Origin of the sequence: Moraxella sp. CTOTU48268 (assembly GCF_032069585.1) — a bacterium.
Lineage (GTDB): Bacteria > Pseudomonadota > Gammaproteobacteria > Pseudomonadales > Moraxellaceae > Faucicola > Faucicola cinerea.
On sequence record NZ_DAMALV010000008.1, the window covers coordinates 68,272 to 89,487 of the forward strand.

Below are 21,216 nucleotides of genomic sequence, written 5' to 3' on the forward strand. Positions count from 1 at the left end.
AAGAGAGTGCCAATATGATAGTGTCTTACACAGATTTATAAAACTTCTTAGCTGCCAATCATACAGCTATCAATCACACAGCCCAATTAATCCAATTAATGCATAACCCAATTTAAAATTGTACTGGGCTACTCATTCTTAAGTTTCTTTACACTGTATAAAATTGTAATAAATTATTGCTTAAAGTGAGTCGTGGCGCTTTATCGCAGGGGTTTTTGCTTTCTTTTTAGCAAATAACCGAAAAAACCGCTGTTTGCCATCATCTAAATAGGTATAAATCACAGGTACCACAATCAAAGTCAATAAAGTTGAAGTAATCACCCCGCCAATAATGGCGTGTGCCATCGGTGCTTGCTGCTCCGACCCTTCACCAATACCCAGTGCCAGCGGTATCATCCCCATCACCATGGCAGCGGTAGTCATCAAAATTGGGCGCAGGCGCGTTTGCCCTGCCAGCATAATAGCTTCATTTCGGCTCAAACCGTTTGATAAAGATTCTTTAATAAAATCAATGAGCAAAATCGCATTTTTACACACCAATCCCATCAGCATGATAATGCCGATGATAGAAAACATATTAAGACTAGAGCCGAATAAAAATAACGCAAAGAATACCCCAATCAGCGATAACGGCAGCGATGCCATAATCGCCACAGGGTATAAAAAGCTATTAAACTGTGACCCTAACAACATATAAATAAACACGATTGCCAGTCCAAGCGCGGTTGTTGCGTAGCCAATGGATTCTGCCATATCCTTGTTAGAGCCTTGTACCGCAAAGCTGTAACCGGGCGGCAGTTTCATTTCGTTTTGGATTTTTGTGATATCCGCGCCGATATCACCTGCCGGTCTGCCGTCCGTGTTGGCTTGGACTACCACTTCACGAAACAGCGAACGGCGGTTGATTTGCGGTGCACCCAAGGTTTCACTAAAATTCGCCACTTGCGATAGCGGCACTAGTATCGGCTGACCATTTTGATCCGTACGGCTTGATGACAAGAACATGGATTGTAGTTGCGAGATGGTCTGGCGGTTGTCGTCATTTAAGCGCACGTTGACATCGATATTGTTGCCGTTGTCATCTTTAAAGGTGCTCACATTGTCACCGGCCAGCAGCGGGCGTAATGCTTGTCCGATTTGCCCAATCGAGAGACCGGCATCATTCGCTGCTTCTCGGTTAATGGTGACATTGACCATTGATTTGGGCTGTTTAAGGGTGCTTTCCAAATCTACCAAGCCATTGACGTTTGAGAGTTTTTGCATAAACTCATTGGATAAGCGTTGCAGCTCATTTAAATCATTGCCTTTGATGGATATCATAATCGGTTTAAGACCACCGCTGACTGCCATGGCAGCGGCTGCCACTGAGGTGACTTTAATACCGCCTACCTGCTGCAATTGCTCACGCATGGCACGGTTTAAGGCATCTAGTCCGCGCGTGCGCTCATCTTTAGGTACTAACGACACATTCACTTGTACCCGATTGTTACCGCTATAGGACATCGCATTAACCGTGGCATAAGTATTGGTAACCTCAGGAAAACTTTGTAATACCGCGTTGACTTGTGCTGCTTTTTGCTGGGTATAGTCAAGATTGGCATTGACAGGTGTTTCAAATTTGACTTTGATTTCATTCATATCGGCTTGCGGAACAAACTCTTTGCCCACCAACCCCACGGCAAAAAATGCGGCAACCAGCGAGCCAATTGCAATAAGCACAGTTATCAAACGATGGCGTAAACTCCATGCAAGAATATGGCTGTATAGATTGGTCAACCGATCTAACAGGCGCTGAAAACCCGCTAATAGCCAAGCAATCGGCCGCTTGCGAAACGATACCCGCGCATTGAGTCGGTCATGTTGGTGCGCGGCATCTGGGTCTGGCCAAATCGAAGACAACATCGGGTCAAGCGTGAAGCTGACAAATAACGACAGCAACACAGCGGTGGAAACGGTCACACCAAACTGATAAAAAAAGCGTCCGATAATCCCGCCCATAAAAGCCACGGGTAAAAATACCGCCACAATCACCAGCGTCGTTGCTAGCACAGCAAGCCCGATTTCTTGGGTGCCATCAAGCGCCGCTTGGCGGTGATGTTTGCCCATACCCACATGGCGCACGATATTTTCCCGCACCACAATCGCATCATCAATCAGCAGTCCGATACATAATGCCAGCGCCAGCAGGGTCATCATGTTGATGGAAAAACCAAACGTCCAAATCGCCGCTAAAGTACCGAGCAGCGAAATGGGCAGCGTCAATCCTGTGATAATGGTCGAGCGCCACGACCCTAAGAACAACCAAACAATAAACACCGCCAATATCGCCCCTTCAATCAAGGTGCGTACCACATTATTTAACGAGCCACGAATACTTTTTGAGCTATCAGCGACCACCGTCATGGTGACACCTGGGGGTAGGGTCGCTTGGATTTCTGCCAGACGCTGCTGGGTTTTATCAACCACATCAATCACATTGGCATCCGACATTTTGATAATATCCATTGCTACCGCAGGTTGACCATTTTGTAGCGACGCTGATTCAGCCTCAGCTTGCCCATCAACGACTTGGGCAACTTGCGATAGGTACACAGGCACGATAGCACCCGTGCTTGAACGATTTTGGGCGACAATGATTTGGTTAAACTCATTGGGTGTTTTGACCAACCCGTTGACTTGAATCACCATTTCTTGGTTTTGATTATTGATAGTACCGACAGGTAATTCGACGTTCTCTGAGCGTAGCGCATTGCTAATTTGATTGACTGAGACTTTATAGGCATTCATTTGGGTGGGATTAAGTAGCACACGGATTTGACGCTGCCGACCTCCCAAGATATCAACCCGACCCACCCCTGTGACTGTTTGTAGCTGTTTTTTGACCGTGTTGTCTAAATAAGTGGATAACTCCCGAAGCGACATTTTGTCAGAGCGAAACGTGACGGACACCACAGGCGCATCGGCAGGATTGTACTGCGCAACGATAGGCGTGGTGACTTCATCCCGAAAGGTGGGGGTCACCAGTGCCAATTTATCACGCACGTTTTGCGCGGCAACATCGGACGGGATATTTAAATCAAACTGCACGATAACTTGTGACAAGCCTTGTTGGGTGACGGAGGTCACTTCTTTGACACCGGCGATGGTATTGACTTGGTCTTCAATTTTTTTGGTAATGTCGGTTTCGATGACTTCAGGTGAAGCACCACTATAAACGGTATTGACCACCACAAAAGGGAATTCAATATTAGGAAATTCCTCAACTTTCATGCGAAATGTTGCCAGCAATCCAATGACCATCAGCGCGAGCATGATCATGGCGGCAAACACAGGATTGTTGATACTGACGCGGGTGAGCCACATAGCAAATTCCTAATACCAAAATTTTTAACAGTGAAATTTTTAACAATATAGAATGATTGAATGGAACACTATCAGTAAGCTATTTGAGCACGACTTTTTTACCCACATCATTGGCATTGAGATTTGCCACAATCACTGTGGTGTTAGGCTCGATGCCAGCAATTAAATACTGACTGGTATCGTCAAGGTGTTTGAGTACCTTAATAGGCTGTTTGGTAATCACATTGTCTTTACTGACCACCAAAATCTTGCCAGCTTCTAAAGTTGGACTTGTGGCGGATTGGTCGCTGGATTTATTGGCCGCACCTTTTGCTCCAGATTCGAGGGCTGTAGATTCTAGAGCTTTAGACTCCAGCATTACCGCTGACATCGGCACCAATACCCCAACTTGTGCAACCCCATAATTAAGCTTGCCTGTGGTATACATGCCCGGGCGAAGTCCACGATTACGCTGAGAAGGTTTAACCGCGATATAAATCGTCAGTTGGCGAGTGGCGGCATCTACTTGGGGCGAAATACGGCTAATTTGTCCGATGTACTGATTGGTTTGATTACTAATAGTAAAAGGCACTTCTTGACCGAGTTGTAGCTGTGTTTGTGCTTCGCTAGGGACATTGGCGGCAAACTCAAGTTTATTGGGGTCAATGATTTCCATCAAGGCTTGGTTTTGCGTGACTACCTGTCCGACATTGACGCTGCGACTGCTGACAATCCCCGTGGTAGGGGCATAAATCGTGGTATCACCAAACATTTTTTGTGCACTACTTAATTGGGCTTGTTTGGCTTTGATGGATTCACGCTGCGCAATGCTGTCTGCCACACTACGCTCATACTCTATTTGTGAGACAAAGCCTTGCTCGAGCAAAATTTTGTTGCGCTCAGCAAGCTTATTGGCGACGATGGCTTGTGCTTGGGCGGCGGCAACATCGGCTTGCGCTTGAGCGAGTTGGTTTTTACTATCACTGATATCAAGTCGCACCAGTGGCTCACCTTTTGCTACCGTTTTACCCACATCGGCCAGCACTTGTTGCACTTGCGCATTCACGGTTGATTGCACTACTGTGTGGTCTGAAGGCTGCAGTGTCCCTGTCACGGTGACGCTCGGTTCAAATCGGTCTGCTTTGGCGGTGATGACATCGGCGGCTAATAGCTGAATCTCGTTATTGGCGATTTGCGTGGTGGCTGACACGGTGGTGACTTTCTTTTGGGTTGACAACGGGCTTTTGCTATCGTTTTGCTGTTTTTGGCAACCGCTCAAACTAATAACAGTGCTAGCCACGGCTAGGCTTAATGGTAGAACTTTGGTGATAAACTTCGATGTTATCATGAATGAGACGTCCTCAGCGCAAACAATCAACTTAAAAAAATATAAAACGATGTAGAAATAGCCAGTGCAATAAACTTTTCTAAGCTTATCTCAAGATGTGTCACTAGCATCATGGAATCCGTGTATATTAACATGGGTGTATGGGCAATCTACAAAGCAGTCAATAGATCAAACCTGAATCATCATAGGATGTTAAAAATGAACGGTAAGTGCATCGATTTAAGCATACTTTGCAGCAAAAAAGTATGGTAGTATTTTAAAAATATCACCATACAGTTGGTTTGTAACTATACTGTATGAAATATTTGTTATATCTTATAAAAAATTATTTAGAATAGCTTTGTTTAGTTGTCAAAAATTGTACCAGTTGCTTTTGAGGGTTGAGGCATCATTTGATAGTTGCCCCAACGCCTATAACTTAAAGTTTTGAGCAATCGCTATAGGACAATGGGTAGCAAAATCGTAGCGAAACAACCATTAGGAAAATATTATGGATGCAAATTTTGAAGGCCTAAAAGTCATGATTATTGACGATTCAAAAACCATTCGTCGTACCGCAGAGACGTTACTTGCCAAAGCAGGCTGTGAGGTGACTACTGCCGTTGATGGCTTTGATGCGTTGGCAAAAATTGCGGATACCAACCCAGATTTGATTTTTGTCGATATCATGATGCCACGCCTCGACGGTTATCAGACTTGTTCACTAATCAAAAACAACGCAGATTTTGCTGCCACGCCCGTGATTATGCTGTCATCAAAAGATGGCTTGTTTGATAAAGCGCGCGGTCGTATCGTCGGCTCAGATGAGTACTTGACCAAACCATTTAGTAAAGAAGAGCTATTTGATACCATTGAACGTCATCGTCCTGCGTCTTAATGCGCTGTGCTTCTTCATGCGCTAGGTTGAAGCTAAACAGCATGCCATTGCTTGCAACTGTTGTTAACCCCTAAAGTCTGCAATCACTCGATATGACTGAAATATAAGCCCAGATTGCAACCTAGCTAGACGTAGATTTGGGATGCGTGTTTAGTTTAACCGTTGTGCTGTTGGGTTTTTATTCCCACCGAATACAAAACAGTAAAATATTAATGCAATCAATAATTAGGTAAAAGGGTAAATGTATGGCCAAAATCTTAGTAGTTGATGATTCACCATCAGAAATGGCAAAATTTCGAGATATTTTGACTCGTCATCAGCACGAAGTCATTGAAGCGCATACAGGCGAGGATGGAATTCAAAAAGCCAATGAGTTTTTCCCCGATGTGATTTTGATGGATGTGGTCATGCCAGAGATGAACGGCTTCCAAGCAACCCGCAAACTTACCCGTGACCCAAAAACCAGTCATATCCCTGTCATCATCATCAGTACTAAAAATCAAGAAGCTGACCGCGTCTGGGGCAAGCGCCAAGGCGCACGGGATTATCTCAGCAAGCCGATTACAGAAGAAGCCTTAATCACTGTAATCTGCGCCGTGATGGAGTAGGTTTCGTGTCCTCAAACGGCTTTATCGAGCTTTTAAGACTCGCTAACCGCGGTATCAAACGACAAAAAGGTACTCACTTTGACCAAAGAAATCAGTGGCTAGGGGTCGCGTTTTCGCTAGGTGGCCACCACTTGGTAGCCCCACTCGGTGATGTGGCTGAGGTACTATCTTTGCCTGCCTATACCTCGGTGCCTTTGTCAAAACCTTGGCTGCTAGGGATTGCCAATGTTCGGGGACGGTTATTACCGATTACCAATTTGTCGAACTTCTTAGGTTTACATCCATCAGGCTTAAATTACCAATCAGGCAATCAAAAGATTTTGGTGATTGATCAACCCAAGCTGTTTAGTGGCTTACAAGTTGATGAGGTATTGGGTATCCAAACCTTTAGTCGTGGGCAATATCAGCCTATCGAGATGCCGAACGATTCGCCGCTCGCGCAGTATACGCATGGTCGTTTTAGACAAAACGAGCAGATTTGGTATGTGTTTATGCCAAGCTTATTGGCGCAAGACACGCGTTATTTAGAAGCAGCGTTATAACCTAATTTTCTAACTCATTAAAACAATTGAGGGTTTACCATATCATGGATACTAAAACTTCGACCCTAAGTACCAATACCAACTCCCCTGTCGCGGTCGGGCTTGGCAAGAGTAATTATCGTTTGAATAGAGGGGACTCAATCAACTGGATTATTTGGGCAAGTATTTGTGGTGGTGTTGCTAGTTTGGCATTTATTTATCGACTCTACCAATTGATGATTTTGGTACGTCAACAGAATAGTGTTGCCCATAATTTTTTGACGATTTGGTTGCCCTCTATTTTGATTGTATTAGGCGTCATTGGGGCAATTTACTTTTTGACCCGCCAGATTAATGCTAAAACCTCTCGAGAGAAGGCAGAAGGTGAGCGTGAAACGCTGCGTCAACGTCATGAGATGGAAGTTGAATCTGAGCGTGCCCGCAGAATCCAAGAAGAAAACGAACGTAACCAAATGGCGATTTTGCGTTTGCTTGATGAGTTAGGCGATTTAGCGGAAGGTGACTTGACCGTGAACGCGACAGTCTCAGAAGACTTTACAGGGGCGATTGCAGACTCGGTTAACTTTGCGATTGACCAATTGCGTCAACTGGTTTCTGCGATTAACGTCACTGCAGAGCGAGTCGCGCGCGCCTCTGACCAAACACAGGCAACGGCAGTTGAACTAGCCCAAGCCTCTGAAAGCCAAGCGCAAGAAATTGCGGGAGCCTCTGCAGCGATTAATGAGATGGCGGTGTCTATTGACCAAGTATCGTCAAATGCCGCCGAATCTGCTGCGGTTGCGGACCGTTCGGTTGCGATTGCCTATAACGGGGCAGAAGTGGTACAACGTACCATCGATGGTATGAATACCATTCGTGACCAGATTCAAGAAACTTCAAAACGTATTAAGCGCCTCGGTGAATCATCGCAAGAGATTGGCGATATCGTTGGACTGATTAATGACATTGCTGACCAAACCAACATCCTGGCGTTGAATGCAGCAATTCAGGCATCGATGGCGGGTGAAGCAGGTCGTGGTTTTGCGGTTGTTGCTGACGAGGTACAGCGTCTAGCAGAACGTTCAGCCACAGCGACCAAACAGATTGAAACACTGGTTAAAACCATTCAGGCAGATACGAACGAAGCCGTGATGTCGATGGAATCAACCACGGCAGAAGTTGTACGTGGTGCGAAACTTGCAAAAGACGCGGGTGAGGCGCTTGAAGAAGTACAAACTGTATCGAACAACTTGGCATCATTGATTCAGAATATCTCAAATGCGGCGCGTCTGCAGGCGGCCTCAGCGGGTCATATTTCAAATACCATGAACATCATTCAAGATATTACCTCGCAAACCACATCAGGTACCATGGCAACCGCTCGTTCAATCGGTCAGCTTAATGAAATGGCGGCAGCGCTGCAAGAATCAGTATCGGGCTTTAAATTGCCAGATGATGCTTTAGCACATGCTTAATGGGTAATGATTGATGGCTAATTAGGCTTAGTACTCAACAGTTAGCTAAAAGTAAGGGGTGGTTTTAACCACCTTTCTTTTTATGCGTGTTAGCTCTTATGTGTGTTAGATCAGGGGTTGTACGCTGTGGTTTTGATCACCAGCTTAAAGACGTTGGCAGGGATAAATTTTCGCTAATACCAACAATAAAATCGCAATGGCAGTTTTTTAGCAAAAATTTGGTAGATGCGCAGCAACCGATTCCTTTAGAGGCAGGTCAATGCCAACTGGTTGCCCGCAACAATGTGTTAATTGATGATTTTCGGCAATTTGAGTAGCGCGATATCGTGCGTTATTTGATTGCAAAACGGTTGTCCTAGATTGGCTCAAAGCATTGGCAAATATCGCAGCGTGAATGGGTGAACATTATAACTTATAAAAGGTATCAACCTGAGTTGACGCCAGACAGCGGGTAAGTTATTTTAAGTGATATAAGAAATTAATAAACGACTGCGTTACAGTTACCTTAAAATCGATAAAAATCGTCATCGTTTTTGACAGTCGTTGTCCTAGGAATATGGTATGAGTAAACAACGTAATTTGATCGCCTTAGACTGGTTGATGCCTGTTTTAAAAGACGTATTTGGTGAGCTTAACCAGTTGCTACAACGACATGACGCGCAGCCAGCGTGGCAGTTAATCGGTCAACATTTGCACCAAATCACCGGTGCGCTCGCGCTTGCCAACCAGCCCGCCTTATCAAAACTGGCGAAAACGCTTGATAAAACCACTATCGCCATTCAGCAAGAGACTTTATCCCCGCAGTATTTTAGTCAAATCAGCCATGCGGTGAGGTTGCTGCAATTTGACATTGAACAAGTACAAGCTAAACAGCAGATTCATACCGATTGGGTCAATGACCGAATCGCTTATTTTGAGCAGCTGCTTGGCATAGCATCAACTTATGAGCCCATCCAAGATGCTGCAAACAATACTTTATTATTTTTAAGCCAATTAGCCACGCCAGACATCAAACACCCATGGGACAGTGCCCAAGCCGAAGAGTTACTCAAAGTCTGGCGTTATACCAGTTTGCAACTACTACAAAACGAGACCAATGATAGCGAACATTTAGATGCACTGAGCAAAGTTGCTGGCTATTTGTCCCAGGCTTCCATCAATCCTGCCTGGCGTCAATTTTGGCAGTTGGTCGCAGTGTGGTGCAATAACTTAACCATCAATGAGCAGCCTGCGCCAACCGATTATGCTTCGCTGTTAAACAGTCTGTCATTGCTGCTGACGCATGATTTGACTCTCACCCCTGATATTACCGTGTCGCGTCTGGCAGTTGATGTGTTGTTAGCGCTCAATGCGTTAACCCATAAATCGCATGACGCTAAAGTCCTGCTATCAAGCTTGGATATCAATAGTAGTGACACGCTTGATAATCTATTTAGTCAAGTATTAGAAAAACTTGAAAAAATTATTTATCAAGTGCATGAGCCCCTCACCATTTTGCCGATGCTTGAATCGGTCAAAAACAGTTTGGCAAATCGCGGTTGGGTGTTTTATGAAAACCAAATGGCGCAAATTATCGATGATGTGCGCTTAATGACGCAAGATACCTTTATGGCGTCATCACTCAGTTGGCAGGTAGAACGCCAGCTGCAAGATGTTTATAGCCAGTTGTTGTCAACGGTTGAAATCCTTGATAGCCAAATTGGCTTAAAGCATTTTGCCTATGCCAGCAATCCGCAAAATGAAGCGGTGCGCCAAACGCGCGTGCATGTTGAACATATCAAACAGTCGTTTAATCAATATATCCAAACCCGTGATTTAAATAAATTAACTGTCAATGACGAATTGATTGCCACTATTCAAGTTTTTGGGGCATTAGGATTAACACGTCCCAAAGAATTGGTCGAGCAAATTCGCTTATTATTTAGCCGTATGCATAAAAATTCGGTACAGGTATTAAGCGCGGAAGCCAGTGATGCCATCGCCGACATGCTTGCCCGCTTTGAGCTATTTTTGGATTATTTATCCAATCAGTCTGTTAATGAAGAATTTTTGGATCAAACCCAAACTCAGCTTAACCGTGCCAATTTATTGCTTAATGGCTTAATCGAAATGCCATTAACCGCCGCCGAAGTGGTAGCACCCACCAAGCACTTTAGCAAAGATACGGTGATTTACGATGATGAAGGCGAATATATTGCCAGTGATATGAAAGCACCAACACAAGTGCTAGCTACGGCTTCAGAAGCGCCTATCAAGCAAACGGCTGTCACGCAAACGACTGGCGTGCAAGAATCGCAAGCGCTAGCGGTTGCGAGGCAAGCCCTCAAAGCTGATGATTACAGTATGGATGAAGATATCCGAGATATTTTCATTGAAGAGGCGCAAGAAGTCCTTGCTGAGTTGGGTGAGCAAATTCCCGTATGGGAAGTGGACACTCGTGAATTAGTCGCGCTCAAAGATATCCGCCGAGGTTTTCATACCTTAAAAGGCTCAGGTCGTATGGTGGGCGCTCATCAAATTGGTGAGATGTGCTGGGCAGTAGAAAACATGCTCAACCGTGTGCTAGATGGTACTTTAGCGGTTAGTGATGCGTTAGTGGGCTTTATCAAAGATACCCATCGCAAACTGCCGATATTGGTTGAAGATTTTAAGCAGCAGCGGGCGCCAAGTATTGACCCTGCGGTTACGGTATTGCAAGCGACTAATCTATTACAGCAGCAGCCGATTAACACAGGCTTGCCAGAAACGAATGGCTTAGATAGCCTTGTACCAGTCAGTGCTAGTGTGGCTGAAGACAGTGATAATATGGCTCAACGCAATGAAGCTGCCAGCGACACTGCGCCATCAACCACAGCGGATATTCATGCCTTACCTGAAGTAGTGGCTCGCGAATATGAGCAGCTAACGATGGTCACAGATGCGGTCAGCGATGCCGATATTCAAGAAATTTATATCGAAGAAGCCAATGAAGTGATTGAGACGATTGCCCCGCTTAACCAAGCTTGGCAAGCCAAGCCCGATGATTTTGAGACCTTAAAAGAAATCCGCCGAGGGTTTCATACCTTAAAAGGCTCAGGTCGCATGGTTGGTGCCAATCAGCTAGGGGAGCTTGCTTGGTCGATTGAAAACATGCTCAATCGCGTGCTCGATCATACCATAACAGTAGACGAGGGGGTTTCAAATCTAGTTGCTGATGTCATTGACGCATTTGCTGGACTCATCACGATTTTTGCCCAAAATCGTACAGACTATCCCGCAGTGATTAAACTGTGGCAAGCTGTCGCTAATAGCTATGCCAAAAAACATGGCGACAGCTTTAGCTACCCTCAAGTCTTGTCCGCCTTTATGGGGCAGGGGGCCGCCTCGCCGAGTGCGTCACACACAGATGGGGCACTATCGTCTGGTGACGCCACCGCACAAACGCAAGCGCTACAGGATGTCAGTGGCATTAGTGACATCAGTAGTGAAATGGATGTGGCTGATGACGTATTTATTGAAGAAGCAGACGAGTTATTGGTCAATATTGATAACTTTATCACCCAGCATTTGGGTGAGCCTGCAACGCATGTGCCTGATGCCATATTACGCGCATTTCATACCTTGCGTGGTGGGGCAGCCCTGATTGAACTTAACAATGTCTATCACTTAAGCGCAGCGGTAGAAAAAGTATTGGGCGACTTATTACATAATGAAATGCCGCTGACGGCTCGCCAGTTATTGACCCTGCAAGAGGCCACAGATCTACTGCGAACCTACATTGATGAGCATAAAATCCATCATGATGTGACGGTTGTAGAAGATAACACTGACATTGTTGCCGACTTGATTGAGCGGCTAACAGATGCCAATGCTGAGCCTCATGAAAGCACCAAACTGACTGTCAAAGACCTGATAGCCCTTGGGATTGATGACTTACTCGCTGCCGATCAGCAAGCGCAAGCTAAGTTTGCTGGCGAGAATGAACAAGTTATTGCCTATGCCCAGCAGCTTGAACAACAGGCAGCAAGGCTTGCGCAGGCGTCTGCAGGTTTGAGCTATTTTATCATTCCAAGCACCTTACAGTTTACCTATAACAAACTGGCTGATTATCCGCAATTTGCCAAAAATGAAGCCATTTATGATGCCTTAATGGGCGTACACAATCAGCTCATCAATATGTTTGACGCCATTGCAGCAGGCCTGCGCGTCAATATCGATGAAGAGGCGATTGAAACCTTAAGAAAATTATTGGCAAAAAATCAGTACCAAGCCGAGATGGATGCTATCGAGTACCAACCAGTTGCTACAGATGATGAACTATTGCAAATTTTCTTGGATGAAGTGCAAACCGTTCAGCCCGATGTACAAAATTACTACAACCAATGGCTCAATAACCTTAGCAATTTAGCGGTCACCAAAGAACTAGCTAATTATATGCACATATTAAAAGGGGGTGCAGAGCTACTCGGGGTAACGAGTATTGCCGAGATGGCGCTACGTGGTGAGCAAGTGTATGATGCCATTGATAAAGGTATTTTAGCGAGTGATGCCGATACCGCTTCATTGGTGCAAAAGCTGCATGAAACCATTGCCTCGCAGCTCAAGCAAGTTCGACAATTTAGTCGCTCTTTTGAAGCCAGCGACTTTGCCCACCAAATTGATGAGGTTATCGCTGGTACAGTGCAAAGCCGAGACTTGGTATTTGCAGTGCCGATGATTGTTGAAGCCAATCCTGAAGAGTTGATGGAGCAAAAACAACTTGCCCAAGAGGGTGATAGCGCGATTGCAAAAAATGATCCACTCTACATCGAAGAAATTATTAACAACTTTGAAGGGCGTCGTTTAGAGACTTGGAAAGGTCAAGAGCCTGACGAAGATATCTTAAAAATTTATCTTGAAGAAGCCAAAGAGCTGATTGATAGCAGCAGCCAGCATTTACAAGAGTTCCGTAGTAATAACAGTGATCTTGCAGCATTACAAGCCTTGCAACGTGAATTGCACACCATCAAAGGTGGCGCAAGAATGGTCGGTGCAGAAGGGATTGCCACGTTGGCTCACGAAATGGAAACCATCTACGAAGAGCTAGGCAGCCGCCGCAAACCTGCGACGCGTATGATTGGCAACCTATTGGCGGTGTGTCATGACTGGTTAGCAAATGCGATTTATGTATTAGAGAATAAATTTAACCCACAAACGCCGGTGGCGTTGGTTGCCGCGCTGCAACAATTCTCGCAAAAACCTGATAGCTTAAAAGAAATCCCCAATGCTAACCTCGCTAGCCAAATTGAACAGATTGATATCTATCGCAGTAGTCTGGGACAAGACACGTTAGAAGTCAAACAGCGCGACCTAAGCGTCATGCCGCTGATGACGGGTAACTTTGAATCTGAGCAAGATCAATCGAGCCTTCATGCTGAGACACTTAGGATTTCTGCAAGTGCTATGGAGCGCATGATTAACCTATCAGGTGAGTCCGCGATTAACCGCTCGCGAATCGAGATGGGTATATCAAGTCTATCAAACAATATCGAAGAGATGGGCGCAACTGTACAGCGTCTAGCAGATCAGCTACGCCGTATGGAAACAGAGCTTGAGATTCAAATCTTGTCACAAATTGGTGATGAGCATGCGTTAGAAAGTGACTTTGACCCGTTAGAGATGGACCAATATTCATCGCTCAACCAATTGTCAAAATCGCTATCGGAATCAGCATCGGACTTGTTAGACATCAAAACGACCATGCTCGATAAAACCCGTGAAACCGAAAACTTGCTACTGCAGTTATCACGCACCCAGACTGATTTACAAGAAGGGTTGATGGATTCACGTACTGTGCCATTCTCGCGTATCACGCCACGTCTGCAACGGGTCGTCCGTCAAATAGCAACCGAACTGGGTAAATCTGTTGAACTACGAATCTTAAACGATGAAGGTGAAATTGACCGTAATATCCTTGAGCGTATTACCTCGCCGCTTGAGCATATGCTACGTAACGCCGTTGATCATGGTATTGAAAAATCGCAAGAACGTATTGAAAGTGGTAAATCAAGAACAGGCTTAATCACGCTTGAAGTGCTGCGTGAAGGCGGTGAAATCGTTATCAACTTAGCCGATGATGGACGCGGTATTAATGTCAATGCCGTACGCGAAAAAGCGATTGAGCAAGGCTTGATTTCTGCCAAAGATACCAGTCTAAAGACACTGGATATCATGCAATATATCTTTAACGCGGGTCTATCCACCGCCAAATCCGTATCACAAATCTCGGGTCGTGGTGTCGGTATGGACGTGGTACAAAGCGAAGTCAAGCAGTTAGGAGGGGTAGTAACCGTCGACTCTGAGCCTGGCAGAGGCTCACGCTTTACCATGCGTCTACCATTGACAGTTGCGGTGTCTGATGCCTTGATGGTGAGGGCAGGGGATAAATACTTTGCTGTACCATTGGTGCAAATTGAACGTGTGATGCGGGTCAATATCGATGCGATTGCTAATTTTTATACCACGAATGCCGATACTATCAATATCGATGGACAAGCCTATCGTTTGCGCTATCTTAATCAGATTTTGTACGGCAGCGACCCGGTGGATGCACTAGCGCACCAGTCAAGCAGTGTGCCAGTGATTATTATTCGTACGGACTTAGGTCAGCGCATGGCGCTACAAGTCGATATGATTGCAGGCTCTCGTATTGAAGTGGTCGTCAAACCGCTCGGTCGTCAGCTCTCCCATATCGATGGAATTTCTTCTGCCACCATCATGGGTGATGGTTCGGTCATGCTCATTCTTGACTTGGTGGCATTGATGCGTAATGTCAGCAACATTACCAAAGTCGAGCTGCAAAAAGCCAATAAAGCGGCCAAACGAGCGCACAAACCGCTGGTATTGATTGTGGATGACTCAGTAACCGTGCGCAAAGTCACCTCGCGCTTACTAGAACGTCACGGCTATGATGCCCAAGTGGCAACAGACGGTATTGATGCGCTAGAAAAACTGCAAGAAATGCTACCTGAAGTCATTGTATTGGATATTGAGATGCCACGTATGGACGGCTTTGAAGTGGCCAACCATATTCGCCATAATTCACGGCTCCAGCATATTCCTATTGTCATGATTACATCGCGTACCGGCGAAAAACACCGTGAACGCGCGTTTGATATCGGGGTGAATGAATACATGGGTAAACCATTCCAAGAACAAATGCTGTTAGACACGTTAGCGCGCTTTACCCAACAAGCAAAAACTGACTAAGCCGACCATGTAAAGGATACAATCATTCATGCTGTCAAAGTACCCACCGCTGCGATTTTTTATCGTTGCTGAGGAAAATCAGCAACGGCTCGCCTTTAGCGATACCATTCGTTCTTGGGGATTTGAAATCGTGGCATGCTTGGCAGCGTCACAGCTGACCGAAAAACATTTTCAGCAAAAAGTTGACGTGTGGCTAATCGATACCCCAGACGATTACGCAGTCATTCAAAATGTTGAAAAACAACAGAATGTCAATTTGACTAAGATTGTGCTACTGGGCTTTGTCACGGCGCCTTATATCAATGAAAGTCTGTTATATGCCAAATGGCAACGCCAACTGAAGCGAAAAATTGCCAACATGCTAGAACGTAGCGATTTGTTAGAGCCCTATGATGCTGCCAAGAGCGAAATCAAACCGTGGAAATATGTGGTGTTGCTCGCAGCCTCGATGGGCGGACCGCTGGCGATTAAGGAATTTTTAGATAATTTGCCCGAAGATTTGCCAGTGGCGCTGTTACTAGCGCAGCACTTTAACCAAAATACGCTAAACACCTTGCCAAGAATTTTAAATCGTCACAATGAGTGGCGCTGTGACATAGTGACCAACACCCAAAAATTATTGTCAGGGCGTTGTTTGATTTTACCGATTGACCACAGCGTGGTGTGTGATTCCAATGGACGGGTGATTTTGCAGCGTAAACCTTGGCAAGGCAGTTACAAACCGCCAATCAGTGACGTCATGCGTAACTGCAGTGAAGCGTTTGGCAACAATTTAATTACTATTGTGTTCTCTGGTATGGGCAATGATGGCAGTGATGTGGCAGCGACGGTCAAAAAAAATGGCAGCATTATTTGGGCGCAATCCCCTGACAGTAGCACCTGCGCGAGCCAGCCACAAAGCATGATTGAAAGCAACCAGGTCACTTTTGTTGGCACCCCTAAGCAGTTAGCTCAGCAGCTAATCGCCTTGTGTGGCTAATACGGCAGGCTAGCAGCGACCCCTAAATTTCTTATTAATCAGTAAATGAGCAGGCTATGGCAAACGATTTAAACCGTTATTTTAAGCAAGATGAGGATGTAGGCGTCCTAAGTATCACCACAGGTCAATTAACCATTGCTCGAATTCCTTCTAGCAGTTCGCCTGACTGGATTGTGCCGCAAGCCTTGATTTTAAGCATTGATAACTATGATGAGCGCATCTGGAATTATATTTGGCGCGATCAAGAAGTGTCAGTGTATCACTTGTTGGCAAAAGATGATAAGCCCACCCACTTAGTGGTGTTAGAAAGCGTCACCGATATCCATCGGATTGCCTTGCAAATTCACGGGGAAGTGACTTTTCATTCTGTGCGTATTGCTGATCTCAAAGACGCTGATGACGCGACTTACCAAGCTGAATTAGCGACTCACTACCCTGACTTATTAACCGCCTTAAACGCGCCAAATGATGAGCTCGTCGAGCGCTCGCGCACACCGAATTTGGCAGACTACAGCTTACAGCAGGACTATATTTTTCAGCCAGTCATGTTGGCAGGCGAGTTGTGTGTGGTGCCAGATTTGGACAAGCTCTCACATTTCTTGGTGGATTTAGATAGTTAGACGCAGTCCGCCTTTATGCTATTTTGCCAACAGTCTGTTACTTTTATTTTGCCCAAACATTGCTAGAATAACCCAAAACAAATCATGATAAGGTAAAATTCATTATGGCATTATTTCCTGCAAATGAAGCGCCACAGCCGATTGCCCCACACGGTGTCAACAAATGGTCGCTATCGTCACGTATTTTCCATTGGATTAGTGTGGTATTGCTGATTGCGACTTGGGCAATGATTGAGCTTAATGAAGATGCAACTGACTTTACCTATTTTGATTTGCATAAAGCGTTTGGACTCAGTGTGTTATTTTGGACAGTAGGTCGTATTATCAACCGCTTTGTCACCAAAGCACCTGCCGATGTACCGATGCCAAAATGGCAAAATAAACTATCGCATTTAACCCATTTGGCACTGTACTTGATTTTGCTTGCCATGCCTTTGGCGGGTTGGTTTTCTGTTATGTTTGATGGGGAAGGGGTGAGTATGTTTGGGCTATTTGATATCCCAGCCTTTGTCAGTGAAAACAGTGATTGGTCAGGCAGGTTAGAAAAAATTCATAAAAATCTGTTGTGGACGTTGCTGCTAATTTTCACGGCCTTACATATCATCGGCGCGCTGTATCACCAATTTATCCAAAAAGACCATTTAATGCGCCGTATGCGCTAAGTCAGCCCATAGTATAAAAAAGCCCATGTCATCATGGGCTTTTTTAGTAACAATTTTTTAAATGCAACCTAGATTAAGCGCAACATGAATTATTGGCGTGTACTATCAGGCAAGCTGATATTCATCTCTAGCACTTCCATGTTCGCTTCATTGTGATGTTGAATATTGACGTCATCAATGTTGACACCTGATACGTAGGTATTGACCACGGCCAAAATCTCACGTTTCATTTTTTCGATACGCTCTGGGGTTAACCGATTGTGCAAGCGGTTTTCGCTAGCAACGATGACCTTTAGGCGCTCTGCGGCAGTATTGGCACTGTTTGACTTTTGCTCACCGCCAAATAAATTACTCCAAAATCCCATAGCCTAACCTCCAAACCAGCGTTGTAGGAAACTTTTCTTCTTCACCTCGATATGGCGATAGGGACGTTCTTCCCCCAAGAAACGAGCGACCATGTCATCATAAGTTTGACCGGCTTTTGAATTTTGATCTAGCACCACAGGCACACCTTGGTTTGATGCCTCAAGTACGCTATTGCTTTCAGGAATCACGCCAAGTAGTGGCACTTTTAGGATGTCGTTAGAGATGCTGTTGATATCCATCATCTCGCCGCGCTCAGCACGCTCAGCGTTGTAGCGGTTGATGACCAAGTGCTCACGTACCACGCCTGTACCTTCTTCAACTTTTTTAGTACGGCTTTGCAAAATACCGATGATACGGTCTGAGTCACGCACCGACGAGATTTCTGGGTTGGTCACGATGATGGCTTCATCGGCATGGTACATAGCTAGCTGGGCACCGCGCTCGATACCAGCGGGCGAGTCACACACGATGTAGTCAAATTGTTTGGCTAACTCATTAATGACTTCGGCGACTCCTTCATCTGTCAAGGCGTCTTTGTCGCGGGTTTGGCTGGCAGGTAAGATAAACAAATTATTGAGCTGTTTGTCTTTTACCAAAGCTTGGGACAGGCGCGCGTTCCCTGAGATAACATCAACAAAGTCATACACGATACGGTTTTCGCAGCCCATAATAAGGTCAAGATTTCTAAGACCCACGTCAAAGTCAATCACCACAGTTTTAAAGCCGCGAAGGGCTAGACCTGTAGCGAAAGAGGCGCTAGTGGTGGTTTTGCCTACCCCGCCTTTTCCTGAAGTTACAACAACGATTTTTGCCACTTTGGCATACTCCTATTCATAGCACGGTGTCAGTGAGGCTGTATTGGTTAATCATCAAGCCATACACACATTCACGCTAAACTGGTTTGAAAAATATGGATATAAATTAACGTAAATCGTTAAAAGTTAAGGCTTAAATTTTAGTTAGCCCAAATTTGGTTAATTGGACTAGTTTAGCATAAAAAACTTTTCGAAGTTAATCGAGAGATTGGCGATTTTTGCATAGATTATGGTATAAGGCTGTTTGGGTGATTATCATTCCATCAATTCAAAGACCAAGCCTTGTCCATCAAGGTAGCTGACTTGTACCGCTTTATCCAAATACTCAATGGGAATATTTTCTTTTAGGCAATAAGTGCCCGCAACTGACACCAGTGACGGGTTAAAACGTAAACAGAATATTTTGGCGTTGGTGTCGCCCGTCGCCCCTGCGACCAATCGCCCTTCGGCTTTTCCATACACGTGTAAGCTATAATCGGTAATCGCTTCCGCGCCGGCATTGATGCCTTTGGTCAAAATCACGTCACCGCCTACATGATTGATACTTTGACCGGAGCGCAGCATTTGAGTATGCACCAAATCGCCTTCAGGCTGCGATTGGTGATGCGGTGAGGCGACAAATTTTTCAGGTGCAGCTGCGGTCTCATTGATTGTGGTCTCATTGCTTGCGGTATTATTGGCTGCGATATCACTGGCGGTTTGATTTTGTCGCTCAGTCACTTGACTGTCGGATGTTAGTGATTGGGTAGGGGACTGCGCAACGTGTTGAGAGGATGGAGTATTGGCTGTGCTGTTTGATTTTCGCTCACTGCCCGTCGCCACATTTTTTGGTGATTTGCCATCAATGCGCTGCCCATCTGCTGGAAAAATGGCGATGCGAAGCTCATTGGCTTGAGCATCATTGGCGCCTGTGACCAACCCAATCGGCTGTAACCCTAGTGCCCATAAGCCGCCCCAAAGCTGCGCTAAATTTAACGGGTGATGACAGCTGACAATCACCGGTAAGTTGGACTGGCGTTGACGACCTAGCTTTTGTGCAATCTTTGTTAAAATTACTTTGATATCATTGCCTTCAATATTTAGGCGGGTAAAGTTGAGGAGTCTGCCCGTAAGTTTCACGCTAGTGGCTACAGGGTCGGTGGGTAATAGCTTGGCTGGCTGCTGACTTTGCGGTGCATCCTGCTCGGATACGTTAAGGCTTTGTAAGTTTTGTGATGAACTATCTTGGGTCAAGTCAAGGGCAGCGGGCTGTGTCATGAAAAACCTTTTTATAATAACTTTTTATACATCAAAATCGATTCATACCGCATATTAGCAAGTATTATTTAAAACAACAACCATTCACCGCGCTATTTATTGTTTGGCAACCAAAGCCGTAATAGGGCGATAAAAAAAGGGTTGCAAAGCCGCTATCGGTCAGCCAAATTGGTGGATTGAATCAGCGTATTTGGTGCTTCCATTGTTGAATGCGAACTTGGTTGGCAAGTGACGTCAAACTATCATCAATAATATCGCTAATTAATTTTTCTAGCGCAGGGCTAGTGACGTCAATTTGCACCAAGCTTTTGGCGATTTCTTCATATATCAGCGTGAGCGTTTGCGGTTTGGTAAGGTTAGTGGTCAAGTTTAATGTCAGATTTTCCCCAATGTGTTGCCCGATGCTGTGCATTTGGTTTTCTATCAGACTACCTGCGATCGGTATCAACCGTAATATGCGGTGCAGCTCGGGCGTATCGGTTAGCGCTTGCTGGATGGCAATGCCCACCTGTTCTGCCAAAGGTTTGGCAAAGATGGCAGGATGGGCGGGCGTGGATTGTAATAACGGTGTGGCTTCTTGCTGCAGCACTTCAACGATGACCTTTTGTATGTCATCACGATGCTTGTCGATGATGTTTTTGACCAAATGCCCATCGGTGTTGCTTATTTCGGTGCGGATATTGTCAATCGCAGTTAAAATCACCCGATCAGAAATCTCTTCCATAATCATTTGGTAATAAAATTTGATCGTGGCGAGCCAACTGGCGGGCAAAACTTTGTAGCCCAGTTCATGCAGACGATAACCAATCACGCCAACGCGCAGCAGTCGTAATGCGCGCAGCTGTGGTGCACAGCCCAACACCTCATACCAATGCACAAATGGAAAGAAAAACCAGCGGTAATAGCGTTTTTGGGCGATGGCAATCAACCAGCGAACCACAAGCTCTGCTACCAAAAAGATGGTAAACAGACCCCCTGCCACTTTGAGCGGCTCGTGCCATCCTTGCTGATAACTGACAATACTGTCAAGAAACCCCAGCCAACTTGCTATTTTTGCCATAAAGCTACTTAGCATCAAAGCGTCAAACCCCATAAGCAGCAAGTCCAACACAATGGCAA

14 protein-coding genes and 1 pseudogene are annotated in these 21,216 nt (G+C 45.4%); 9 read left to right on the top strand and 6 right to left on the bottom strand.

Annotated elements, in window-relative coordinates; translation table 11 throughout:
• Positions 1-180 precede the first annotated feature (180 nt).
• Both RT143_RS04700 and RT143_RS04705 read right to left on the bottom strand, forming a co-directional pair.
• Positions 181-3,363, bottom strand: coding sequence for an efflux RND transporter permease subunit (locus tag RT143_RS04700; RefSeq protein ID WP_313091515.1), 3,183 nt, complete (start codon positions 3,361-3,363; stop codon positions 181-183).
• A gap of 79 nt (positions 3,364-3,442) precedes the next feature.
• Positions 3,443-4,690: an efflux RND transporter periplasmic adaptor subunit gene (locus RT143_RS04705; protein ID WP_313091517.1), complete on the bottom strand. Its 1,248-nt coding sequence runs from the start codon at positions 4,688-4,690 to the stop codon at positions 3,443-3,445.
• Between the two features lie 490 nt (positions 4,691-5,180).
• Here RT143_RS04705 and pilG point away from each other — a divergent pair, with 490 nt between their 5' ends.
• The 9 genes and pseudogenes from pilG (at position 5,181) to RT143_RS04750 (ending at position 17,659) form a co-directional block, all read left to right on the top strand.
• Complete coding sequence (gene pilG / locus RT143_RS04710) at positions 5,181-5,567, top strand: twitching motility response regulator PilG (protein WP_050324978.1); 387 nt, start codon at positions 5,181-5,183, stop codon at positions 5,565-5,567.
• 245 nt (positions 5,568-5,812) lie between these two features.
• On the top strand, positions 5,813-6,175 hold the full coding sequence (locus RT143_RS04715) for a response regulator (protein WP_050324979.1): 363 nt from the start codon (positions 5,813-5,815) through the stop codon (positions 6,173-6,175).
• Between the two features lie 5 nt (positions 6,176-6,180).
• Positions 6,181-6,717, top strand: a complete 537-nt coding sequence (locus tag RT143_RS04720) for a chemotaxis protein CheW (RefSeq protein ID WP_065254123.1) — start codon at positions 6,181-6,183, stop codon at positions 6,715-6,717.
• Between the two features lie 419 nt (positions 6,718-7,136).
• Positions 7,137-8,171 (top strand): annotated as a pseudogene (locus RT143_RS04725) (methyl-accepting chemotaxis protein); the annotation flags it as partial.
• Positions 8,172-8,269: 98 nt separating this feature from the next.
• Positions 8,270-8,488 carry a hypothetical protein gene (locus RT143_RS04730; protein ID WP_313091519.1) on the top strand — a complete coding sequence of 73 codons (219 nt, stop codon included), beginning with the start codon at positions 8,270-8,272 and terminating at the stop codon, positions 8,486-8,488.
• A 244-nt stretch (positions 8,489-8,732) separates the two neighbouring features.
• Positions 8,733-15,398 carry an Hpt domain-containing protein gene (locus tag RT143_RS04735; RefSeq protein ID WP_313091521.1) on the top strand — a complete coding sequence of 2,222 codons (6,666 nt, stop codon included), beginning with the start codon at positions 8,733-8,735 and terminating at the stop codon, positions 15,396-15,398.
• Positions 15,399-15,426: 28 nt separating this feature from the next.
• Positions 15,427-16,377, top strand: coding sequence for a chemotaxis protein CheB (locus RT143_RS04740; protein ID WP_313091522.1), 951 nt, complete (start codon positions 15,427-15,429; stop codon positions 16,375-16,377).
• 56 nt (positions 16,378-16,433) lie between these two features.
• Positions 16,434-16,997 carry a hypothetical protein gene (locus RT143_RS04745; RefSeq protein ID WP_313091523.1) on the top strand — a complete coding sequence of 188 codons (564 nt, stop codon included), beginning with the start codon at positions 16,434-16,436 and terminating at the stop codon, positions 16,995-16,997.
• Between the two features lie 104 nt (positions 16,998-17,101).
• A complete protein-coding gene (locus RT143_RS04750) occupies positions 17,102-17,659 on the top strand; it encodes a cytochrome b (protein ID WP_313091524.1) in 558 nt (185 codons plus the stop codon).
• A gap of 89 nt (positions 17,660-17,748) precedes the next feature.
• On the opposite strand, the gene minE is transcribed toward RT143_RS04750, so the two are convergent.
• From minE to RT143_RS04770, 4 genes are all read right to left on the bottom strand, one after another.
• The gene (gene minE / locus RT143_RS04755; protein ID WP_007115412.1) at positions 17,749-18,024 is read right to left on the bottom strand and encodes a cell division topological specificity factor MinE; all 276 of its coding nucleotides are present in this window, start codon (positions 18,022-18,024) and stop codon (positions 17,749-17,751) included.
• A 3-nt stretch (positions 18,025-18,027) separates the two neighbouring features.
• Complete coding sequence (gene minD, locus RT143_RS04760) at positions 18,028-18,840, bottom strand: septum site-determining protein MinD (protein ID WP_036592750.1); 813 nt, start codon at positions 18,838-18,840, stop codon at positions 18,028-18,030.
• Between the two features lie 255 nt (positions 18,841-19,095).
• Positions 19,096-20,097 carry a septum site-determining protein MinC gene (gene minC, locus RT143_RS04765; protein ID WP_313091526.1) on the bottom strand — a complete coding sequence of 334 codons (1,002 nt, stop codon included), beginning with the start codon at positions 20,095-20,097 and terminating at the stop codon, positions 19,096-19,098.
• 181 nt (positions 20,098-20,278) lie between these two features.
• A partial coding sequence (locus tag RT143_RS04770; RefSeq protein ID WP_313091528.1) for a hypothetical protein occupies positions 20,279-21,216 on the bottom strand: 938 nt, incomplete at its 5' end.

Bases quoted from the DNA above. Each gene is read 5' to 3' on its own strand.
- RT143_RS04715 (WP_050324979.1), top strand. From the start codon at position 5,813: ATGGCCAAAATCTTAGTAGTTGATGATTCACCATCAGAAATGGCAAAA.
- RT143_RS04700 (WP_313091515.1), bottom strand. From the start codon at position 3,363: ATGTGGCTCACCCGCGTCAGTATCAACAATCCTGTGTTTGCCGCCATG.
- minC (WP_313091526.1), bottom strand. From the start codon at position 20,097: ATGACACAGCCCGCTGCCCTTGACTTGACCCAAGATAGTTCATCACAA.
- RT143_RS04750 (WP_313091524.1), top strand. From the start codon at position 17,102: ATGGCATTATTTCCTGCAAATGAAGCGCCACAGCCGATTGCCCCACAC.
- minE (WP_007115412.1), bottom strand. From the start codon at position 18,024: ATGGGATTTTGGAGTAATTTATTTGGCGGTGAGCAAAAGTCAAACAGT.
- RT143_RS04740 (WP_313091522.1), top strand. From the start codon at position 15,427: ATGCTGTCAAAGTACCCACCGCTGCGATTTTTTATCGTTGCTGAGGAA.
- pilG (WP_050324978.1), top strand. From the start codon at position 5,181: ATGGATGCAAATTTTGAAGGCCTAAAAGTCATGATTATTGACGATTCA.
- RT143_RS04735 (WP_313091521.1), top strand. From the start codon at position 8,733: ATGAGTAAACAACGTAATTTGATCGCCTTAGACTGGTTGATGCCTGTT.
- RT143_RS04730 (WP_313091519.1), top strand. From the start codon at position 8,270: ATGTGTGTTAGATCAGGGGTTGTACGCTGTGGTTTTGATCACCAGCTT.
- RT143_RS04705 (WP_313091517.1), bottom strand. From the start codon at position 4,690: ATGATAACATCGAAGTTTATCACCAAAGTTCTACCATTAAGCCTAGCC.
- RT143_RS04745 (WP_313091523.1), top strand. From the start codon at position 16,434: ATGGCAAACGATTTAAACCGTTATTTTAAGCAAGATGAGGATGTAGGC.